Source organism: Collinsella sp. AF29-7AC (genome assembly GCF_003475665.1).
Lineage (GTDB): Bacteria > Actinomycetota > Coriobacteriia > Coriobacteriales > Coriobacteriaceae > Collinsella.
Window position 1 is genome coordinate 46,021 of the sequence record NZ_QRQX01000014.1, and the last position, 9,509, is coordinate 55,529.

Here is a 9,509-nt window from a genome sequence, read left to right on the forward strand (position 1 = left end):
AGCTAGATAAACATTTATGCGGCCTTTAGGCCACCGCGGCGATATGGAATGTGACAAAGGGACGCCCCCTTTGTCACATTCGTCATTTTCCGAGCCAGTTTTTGAACCACCACTCCATAGAGCGGCTCATCTCGGCCATAAAGGGGCTCGTGTGCTTACGGGTGTAGATGTCGATGACGCGCTCGCCCACCTCGCGGGCGTGCGGGCGAAACATCGCATCCATCTCGGCCACCTGCGCATCCATCGTCGCGGCGTCGGCGCGACGATAACGCTCCTCGTGCACCAGGTTCACCACGGGATGCGCGATTGCCGGGCGCTCCTTACGGGGCGTGCCGATGATGAGCATCGACAGCGGCATGGTATAGGGCGGCAGATCGAGCAGCTCGGCGACTTCCTCGGCATTCTCGACGATATCACCGATGTAGCAGCTCCCCAGCCCCAGGGCCTCGGCGGCAACCACGGCGTTTTGAGCAGCAATCACGGCGTCCTGGGCCGCGATGGCAAAGTCGCCCAAACCCGGCGCGCGGCGGGGCGCCTTGCCCGTGCGCTCGACAAAATCGGGCTCAAAGCAGCCCACGTGCTCAAACAGATCGATCCACTTGGCATAATCGACCACAAATATAAGTGCCCAAGGCGCCTTGGCGATCATGGGCTGGTGATCGCACAGGTCGGCCAGACGGTCCAGCGTAGCCTGCTCGCGAATGCTCACGATGGAATACATCATCATGGCGCCCGCCGACGGCGCACGGCTCGCCGCATGCAAGATCGCCGCCCGCTGCTCGTCGGTCACCGCCACGGGGCGGTCGTCGTCATCGCGCGCGAAGGCACGCGTAGACGAGCGATGCTCCAAGATGTCCAGCGCTGCGTTGCCCGTAGTCTCGACCGGATAGCCGTACATATCCACGCCCGCAACTCCGCCGCCGCCCATGTCCGCCTTGCAAACCTGCTCGCTCATCGCCCTACCCTCGCCATTTCTTTAAGAAGCCTTTACCTTTCCGTGTAATTCCCGTCCATTATCGCGCAGGTGGGCACTCCATTGCGCAACACCGCCATACTCGCGCGTTATTATGGCTGATTGTTGTACGCAGCCGTCAAATGCTGCGCATATCTCGGTAACAATCGGGTAAATCCCCGCTTTCGTAGGTTTTACATTTGTGAGGAGTCTCAGCATGTTCGCTGCCGCCATCTCGCTCGTCGGTCTTGCGGCGACCGTCTACCTTGTCTTGCGCGAGGCCAAGGCCATTCGCGCACAGTCGGGCACCGTTGCCAAAAGCGCTCTTGGGTGGAGCGTCGCGTTCGGCCTGTTCCAGCTCTTTTTGACCATTTGGGGCGCCATTGGCCTCGTCGCCCAAAACGAGCCGCTCGCCTTTGTGATGCTCGTCCTGACCAATGCCATCCTCACCGGATGCGCCTGGGCCAGCATCGCCCGCGACCGCATCGCCCCGCGCGTCTTTGCGTTCGCCTCGGCCGACGCTCCCGCCCCCACTGGCAAGCTCGCCCGCCTGCGCGGCGCCTTTGTGGGCAAACCGCTCGTCGCCGCCGTCTTATGCCTGCTGCTCGCCGGCGTCTTTGCGCTGCTGGGCATGGAGGTCTCGTCCAACCACGACTTTACCTGGGTCTACCCCCTGTGCATCCTGCTCGAGTGGGCCATCATCACCACGCTCATGGTCGGCCTGTTCTTCCTGTTCCAGCGCCACGGCGCAGCTCCCGCGGTCCTGGCCTTTGCCCTCTTTGTCCTGGGCATTGCCGAGTTCTTCGTCATCACGTTTAAATCCATGCCCATCCAGCCGGGCGACCTTTCGGCCATCTCCACCGCCGCCGCAGTCGCCGGCACCGGCTACACCTTCTCCATCTCGTTGTTCTGCGTGCTGTCCATGGGCTTTACCGCCATCGCCATGCTGCTATGCGAGTACGCCGGCCTGGTGGCACCGCACCGTCAGAAGGGTGCCGTCAACGCCAAGCGCATGCTGTTCATCAACCTGCTCGTGGCGGTGCTGTGCCTGGGCGGCGTGACCGCGCATGTCACGCTTATCGACTACTACAACACCCTCGGCATCACCGTCTACACCTGGCGTCCGCTCGAGAGCTACTGGCGCGAGGGCTATCTGCCTGCCTTTATTAGTGCAGCACAGTCCATCAAGCCGCCCAAACCCGCCGACTACTCCGTCGACGATGCCAAGGCCACGCTCAAAAAGTACGCCAAGGCCTACGACAAGTCCGACGCAGCCAAGAGCGACGAGCGCGCCGCCGCAAAGGAGCAATTCGACAGCGAGAAGCCCACGGTCATCGCCATCATGAACGAGACCTTCTCGGACCTGTCCATCTACCAGAACATGCGCGCCGGCTACGAGGGTCCGCAGTACTTTAAGAGCCTGTCCAACTGTCTCAGCCGCGGCAAGCTCTATGTGAGCGCCTACGGCGGCGGCACGGCCAATACCGAGTTTGAGTTTATGACCGGCAACTCCATGGCCAACCTGGGTTCGGGCGTGTACCCCTACACCATCTACAACATGGAGACGACCGGGAACCTGGCAGAGCAGTTCAAATCGCTCGGCTATTCCACCACGGCCATGCACCCCAACCACGCCACCAACTGGAACCGCGAGAACGTCTATAAGGACTTTGGCTTTGACCAGTTCCTGTCCATCAACGATTTCCAAGGCGCCGATACCCTGCGCGGCATGGTGACCGACCAGGCGACCTACGACAAGATTCTTGAGCTGCTCAATCAGAACGCCGATCCGCAGTTTATCTTTGACGTGACCATGCAGAACCACTCGGGCTACGACACGGGCCTGCTGCCGGCAGATAAGCAGATGCACCTCAACATCGACACGACCGATCTGGACGCCAAGACCGTCGAGGACGGCACGCTGTCCGATGTCGACGAGTACGTCTCGTGCATCGAGCAGTCCGACCAGGCGCTGCGCTACTTCCTCAACGCCTTGAGCAGGCTTGACCGCAAGGTGGTCGTGGTGTTCTGGGGCGACCATCAGCCGTTCTTCCCGTCCAAGTTCAACGATAAGTGGTTTACCGGCGAGGACGACGCCACCCACCAGGAACGCTTGTGGCAGACCGACTACATCATCTGGGCTAACTACGACGTTGCCGGTTGCGACCAGACGAGTGAGGTCGACGACCTGTCCACCAACTACCTGTCCACCCAGCTGATGCAACTGATCGGCGCACCGCTGACCGACTACCAGAAAGCGCACATGACGCTGCGCGAGTCGCTGCCCGCCATCAACTCCGTGGGCTACGAGGACGCCAGCCTGCGCTGGGCGCTCTCCTCCAACGTCACCGGTGACGACGCCGCTGCCGCAGCCGCCACCAAGGCGCGCGAGGATTACGCCAAGATGCAGTACTACGAGATGTTCCGCGACGGCAAGAACGTCTACACCGAGCACTTCCAGACCGAGGCCAACGAGACCGACCCCAACCTGGCACCGGGTACGACCAAGATCAAGTAGCGGGTCGCTCATAACTGAAACGTCTGTCCGGGCGGAGGCATATAAGGTTCCCTGCTCGGACAGTCCTGCGCAAGACGGAGGCCACATTAAGTGGCCTCCTTTGCGTGCGGAACTCGCGATGAACCTTATATGCCTCCGCCCGGACAGGCGCCATGTTGTTGGAGCGCGGCTTGTCATCGGGGTAATGGAAAATGTCACCCCCAAACGCTTGCCACGGTTGCGCCTACGAGTGTCAAGAAAAAAGCCTCGAGGATTTCGAGGCTTTCACATTTGTATTGTTTTGCACGAAGGACCGCGAACAGCGAAGTTACTCGCCCAGCACGGCCTTCTTGGCCGCCGCCGCCATGTTGTCCAGATCCTCCTTGGTGGGATGGTCCTTCGCGGCAACCCAGTTGTCGAGCAGCATCTTAAATCGGGCGTTATCGGGATCTTGCTCGAGCATGGCCTCGTAGCGCTGCTTGACCGCGGAACCCATCTTGCCCTGGCACATCGCCCAGCCCGCAAGCTCGGCATCCCCAGCCAAATTGGAAGTTACGCGATCAATAATCTGCTGGTAATAGCTCTGGTCGGCGCCAAAACCGCAGGTGCCAAACAGGAACACGCGCTTACCGTGCAAGGCGGAGAGCAACGCCGCGACCGAAGGCGTGCACGCGCCCTTGTCGCACCAAAAACCGACGAGCACCGTGTCGGCCGCGCAGGCGCCCTGCGCCTCGAGCGCAACCTGATCTGCGTCCGCATCGTCGCTCAACGCCGCGGCGTGGACAAACTCAACGCCCGCAGCCTGCAGGGCGCGCTTGATCGCCCCCGAAACCATCCTGGTATTACCGCTCTTGCTGTTGACCACCATAGAGCATGTCATAGTCACGTTGCCTCGTTTCCCCCGAAACTCGAGCCATTAATGCAATTTATTAGATGAATATCTTAGTACTAACGTGACAGATGTAAACCACCGTCTGTCGATTGATTAATTTGCCCCACGGGCTTGCTCACTGGGCGAATTGGCTGCGGTAGAGCTCGGCGTAGAAGCCGCCTGCCGCTAGCAACTCGTCGTGCGTGCCGCGCTCGATAATCTCGCCGTCGCGCATCACCAGAATGCAGTCGGCGTTGCGGATGGTGCTCAGGCGGTGCGCCACGACAAAGCTTGTGCGACCTGCCATGAGCTCGTCGAATGCCGCCTGAACCTGCAGCTCGGTGCGGGTATCGATGCTCGAGGTCGCCTCGTCCAGCAGCAAGATCGCCGGGTCGGTGAGCATGACGCGCGCGATGCACAGCAGCTGCTTTTGGCCCTGGCTAAACGTACCGCCGTCCTCGCCGATGACCGTATCGTAGCCGCCTGGCAGCTGCACGATAAACTTGTGCGCGTGCGCGCGCTTGGCGGCTTCGATAACTTGTTCGCGCGTGGCGTCGGGACAGCCGTAGGCGATGTTTTCGGCCACGGTGCCCTCGAACAGCCAGGTATCTTGCAGCACCATGCCAAAGGCGCGGCGCAGGCTTGCGCGCGTGTAGTCACGTGAAGACCGGCCATCGACCATGATGCGACCGGCGTCGATATCGTAGAACCGCAGCAGCAAATTGATGAGCGTTGTCTTGCCACAGCCCGTAGGACCGACCAGGGCAAAGCGCATGCCGGGTTTAGCCTCGATGCAGATATCCTGCAGCAGCTTGCGGTCGGGCACATAGCTAAAGTCCACGTGCTCAAAGGTCACCTCACCCTGCGGGGCGGCAAGTTCAACGGCATCCGCCGCATCAGGCTCCTGCTCGCGGGCATCGAGCAGCGCAAACATGCGGCGCGCCGAGGCGTACGCGGTCTGAATCTGCGTAATAACGTTGGTAACCTCGTTGAACGGCTTGGTGTACTGGTTGGCGTAGGACAGGAAGATCTGCACGCCGCCCACCGTGAGCGCCGCAGGCACGCCCGTGATCACGCCCACGCAGCCGATCACAGCAACCACGGCATAGATGATGTTGTTGATAAAGCGCGTACCGGGATTGGAAAGCGAGCCCATAAACTGCGCGCGCTCACCTGCCGTATAGAGCTCGGCGTTAAGGGCATCGAAGCGCTGCTGAGCGTGCGGGCCGTAGGCGAAGGCGTCCACGAGCTTTTGCTCACCCACATACTCCTCGATATGACCGCCCAGTTGACCCTGAATACGCTGCTGGGCCGTAAAACTCTTGTTGGAAAGCTTGGCGATGGCGCCGGCTGCAAAAATGGAAAGCGGCGTGACGAGCACCACCACGAGCGTCATGGTCAGGTTAATGGAGAGCATAAACGCGAGCGTGCCAACGATGGTGATGACACCGGTGAAAAGCTGGGTAAAGCCCTGCAGCAGACCGTCGCCCACTTGGTCGACATCGTTGACCACACGGCTCATAAGGTCGCCGTGGGCGTGGCTGTCGATAAAGCTGAGCGGCATGCGGCTGAGCTTGTCGCTCGCCTCCACGCGCATGTCACGCACCGTCTCGTAGGACAGGCGGTTGACGCAGTAGCCCTGCAGCCACTGGAAAGCCGCCGCGCCCACCACGACAATCGCGAGCTTGGTAACGAGCGGCAGCAGCGCGTCAAAGTCCACCTGCCCGGCGGCAACGATGAGGTCGATGCCCTCGCCGATGAGGATGGGCGTGTAGAGCTGCAGAATCACCGAGATGGCGGCGCTCACAAACGACGCCGTAAACGAGACGCGGTGCGGACGAACATAGCCAAGTAGGCGGCGGGTCACCGCACCCACGGGATAGCGCTCGGGATCGCCGGGCTGGCGCGGACCGTCACCCAAGTCGTTGAGGTTATCGTTGCCGGACACGTTGGCCGTCATCGTGGCGACCGAGCCGGAAGAAGTGTACGGGTTCATTTAGCAGCCCTCCTTTACGCAGGCGGATGCGGGGGCAGTCGCGGCGGACGCGGGCGTCGTGCTCCCCTGCTGGCCCTCGAGCTCCTCGCGGCGCAGCTGCGACTGGCAAATCTCGCGATAGAGCTGGCAGCTTGCATACAGCTCGTCATGCGTGCCCAGGCCCGCAACCGATCCGTGGTCGAGCACGCAGATCATGTCGGCATCGCGCACGGTCGAGACGCGCTGGCTCACGATGACCGTCGTGAGCGGCAGCCCGCCCTCGGCGGCACCGCGCACGCTGCGCTCGCGGATGGCATGGCGAAGCGCCGCGTCGGTCTTAAAGTCGAGTGCCGAGGCGGAGTCGTCCATGATCAATATCTGAGGCGAGCCCACCAGGGCGCGCGCGATGGTCAGGCGCTGGCGTTGGCCACCGCTGAAGTTCTTACCGCCCGCCTCGACCGGGGCATCGAGCCCCTGCGGCTTGTTGCGCACGAATTCGCTGGCCTGCGCCATATCGAGCGCCGCCCAGAGCTCATCGTCGGTCGCTGACTCGTCACGCCAGGTCAGGTTGCTGCGGATGGTGCCGCTCACCAGCGACGCGCGCTGCGGGACGGTCGCGACCACATGGCGCAGCTGGTCGAGCGGCCAGGCGCGCACGTCGGCGCCCATCACGCTCACGCTGCCAGCGCTCGCATCGTACAGGCGCGGGATAAGCGAAACGAGCGTGGACTTGCCGCTGCCCGTGCCGCCGATAATGCCGAGCGTCTTGCCCAGCGGCAGCTCCAGCGTCACATCGCTCACGGCATTTGCCGCGCCCACGCCAAACGAAAAGCTCGCATGGTCAAAGCTCAACGCAGGAACGGGAGCGACATTGCCCGGCTCGGGCAGTGCGACCGGCTGGTTGCCCTCATCGGTAATGCTCGGCACGCAATTGAGCACCTCGTTGATACGCGACGCGCTGGCGCTCGACTTGGTAAAGACCACGACCAGGTTGGCGACATACACGATGGAGGTGAGGGTCTGCGTCATGTAGTTGACGAACGCCATGACCTGACCCTGCGTGAGCTCGCCCACGTTGACCTGGATGCCGCCGACCCACAGGATGGCGCACACGCCCAGGTTCATCACAAGAAACGTGACGGGGTTGAGAATCGACGAGAGCTTGCCCACCGCGATGGCAGTATTGGCCTGGTCATCGGCGGCTTGGGCAAAGCGCTCACGCTCGTGATCTTCACGCACAAACGCACGGACCACGCGAGCGCCCGAAAGGCCTTCGCGGCAGATAAGCGCGATGCGGTCGAGCTTTGCCTGCAGCTGCTTGTAGTACGGAATACAGCGCGCCATGACAACCCAGAACACCAGGCCAATGGCGGGCGTGCAAATCAAAAAGATGATGCCGAGCTTAAGGTCGATGGCAAGGGCCGCGACCATGGAGCCCGCCGCCAGGAAGGGCCAGCGGATGAGCATGCGCACGCCCAGCGCCACGGCGAGCTGCACCTGGTTGACGTCGTTGGTAATGCGCGTGATGAGCGACGGCGTGCCAAAACGGTCGAGTTCGGCATAGCTCAGCTTGTTGATGTGCTGGTAGAGCGCGCCGCGAATGTCGGTGCCCATGCCCTGCGAGGTGAGCGCCGCCATCTTTTGGCAGACGAGCGTAAACGAGATGCCGATCACAGCCATGGCGCCAAGTACCATACCGTAGTGGACGACGGCGTTCACGTCGTGTGCGCCGATACCCTTATCAATCATCTGGGCAATCACCAGCGGCGTCAGCAGGTCAAAGATCACTTCGATCAGCTTGCACGCAGGACCAATCACCATATAGCGGCGAAACTTACCGCCAAAACGCCTGAGCAGCTCAATCATAAAAAGGCGCTCCCTATCATCATCCACATTCAATTCGAACCATGATAGTACTGTCGCCCCAACTGATGAGTAAGCCGCTCGTCATTTCTAGTGGAATTCGGTTTACAGAGAAGTGGGAAGTGTTCGGATGAAGTTGCCAATCAAGGTTACAGAGAAGCGGAGAGGTGTATGCGCATACCCGGCCACCGGCGGACCAATCGCCTGATATACTTACATTAGTGCTACCAAGTTAGTCGCCGACCCTTGAAATGAGGTGCCGAGATGAACGACATTCTCGCAAGAAGAGCAAGACGAGCAACTGTGGGCATCGCCCTTTCCGCGGCGCTTGTCGCGGGAATCGCCCCCCCCCGTAACGGCGATCGCGGCAGAAACCAGTTCCCCCACCGGTGCAGTTGCCTTGCAGACGGAAGATGCGACCGCCGCAAAAGAAAAAGCGTATGCAGCCATGCAGGAAGCGCTCAAAAACCTCGAGGTCGCAAAAGACGCCGCAAGTCCTGAGAAAATTGCGGTAATCGATGATGACATTGCCGCTTTTCAAGAGATCTACGACATGGTGGTGACGGAAGCCGCCAAACGGAGGGAACGCCTTCCCGCCATGCAAGCGAACGTCGGTGCAGCCCAAGCCAAATACGATGAGGCCCACTACCGGACAAGCGGCCTTCAGGCAGAATTAAATAAGGCAATCGACGACGGAGCTTCTAACGAAACTATTAAGCAGTTGCGAAGTGAGATCATGTCGGCAGAAAGGCGAGAAAAATCTTGTGAAGATGATCTTCACCACTGCCAACGCCGGCTCGAAAGCCAGGAAAAACAGGTTCAGTATTTCGAAAGTGAGGCAGAGGAAGCCAAAGCCCACATCGATGAGGACGTAGCCAAGCGAGATGCGCTCCTTAGCGATTTGGAAAAGGCGCAAGCGGCCTATGACGACGCCTGCAAGGCATACGAAGAGGCAAAGGCCGCGGCAGACAAGGCCACCTCGCCCGAGATAACGAAACCCGCCGAGACGACAAAACCCTCCAGCTCAGCGCAGCCGGCCGAAACGGCACAGCCCGCCAGCTCGCCCGCGACCGGCAAATACGCTCCATCGAGCTCCACCAAGCAAGCAAATGCAGACGGCAAGCTTGCAAATACGGGCGACACGACGCCTAGTACAATCGTACTCGCAGGAATCGCCGCCGCAGGGTTCGGAATAACCGCCACAGCTACACGCCGCATCAAGAACTCAAAATAGCCGACAGAGCATTCTGCCTTCACCAATCCACAAGCCCAGCGACAAAAGGAGGCCCGTTTCCCCAACCCAGGGAGGTACCGTCAAGATTCTTTCGCAAATTGATCGAGGCGGCCTCGG

At 60.8% G+C, this 9,509-nt stretch carries 6 protein-coding genes; 2 read left to right on the forward strand and 4 right to left on the reverse strand.

The genetic code is table 11. The features are described 5' to 3' along the window. Positions 1–82: 82 nt before the first annotated feature. Positions 83–955: a nitroreductase family protein gene (locus DWZ15_RS07455; protein WP_118450244.1), complete on the reverse strand. Its 873-nt coding sequence runs from the start codon at positions 953–955 to the stop codon at positions 83–85. A 214-nt stretch (positions 956–1,169) separates the two neighbouring features. Here DWZ15_RS07455 and DWZ15_RS07460 point away from each other — a divergent pair, with 214 nt between their 5' ends. Beyond that, entirely contained in the window at positions 1,170–3,470 is a 2,301-nt protein-coding gene (locus tag DWZ15_RS07460; protein WP_118450246.1) for an LTA synthase family protein, read from the forward strand. A 307-nt stretch (positions 3,471–3,777) separates the two neighbouring features. Here DWZ15_RS07460 and bilS read toward each other — a convergent pair whose 3' ends face one another. The 3 genes from bilS to DWZ15_RS07475 form a co-directional block, all read right to left on the reverse strand. Beyond that, positions 3,778–4,329 carry a flavodoxin family protein BilS gene (gene bilS, locus DWZ15_RS07465; RefSeq protein ID WP_118450248.1) on the reverse strand — a complete coding sequence of 184 codons (552 nt, stop codon included), beginning with the start codon at positions 4,327–4,329 and terminating at the stop codon, positions 3,778–3,780. Positions 4,330–4,456: 127 nt separating this feature from the next. Continuing rightward, the gene (locus DWZ15_RS07470) at positions 4,457–6,316 is read right to left on the reverse strand and encodes an ABC transporter ATP-binding protein (protein ID WP_118450250.1); all 1,860 of its coding nucleotides are present in this window, start codon (positions 6,314–6,316) and stop codon (positions 4,457–4,459) included. Then, a complete protein-coding gene (locus DWZ15_RS07475; RefSeq protein WP_118450252.1) occupies positions 6,317–8,161 on the reverse strand; it encodes an ABC transporter ATP-binding protein in 1,845 nt (614 codons plus the stop codon). Positions 8,162–8,558: 397 nt separating this feature from the next. Between DWZ15_RS07475 and DWZ15_RS07480 the strand changes: the two genes are divergently transcribed. After that, complete coding sequence (locus DWZ15_RS07480; protein WP_147352322.1) at positions 8,559–9,392, forward strand: LPXTG cell wall anchor domain-containing protein; 834 nt, start codon at positions 8,559–8,561, stop codon at positions 9,390–9,392. Positions 9,393–9,509: the final 117 nt, after the last annotated feature.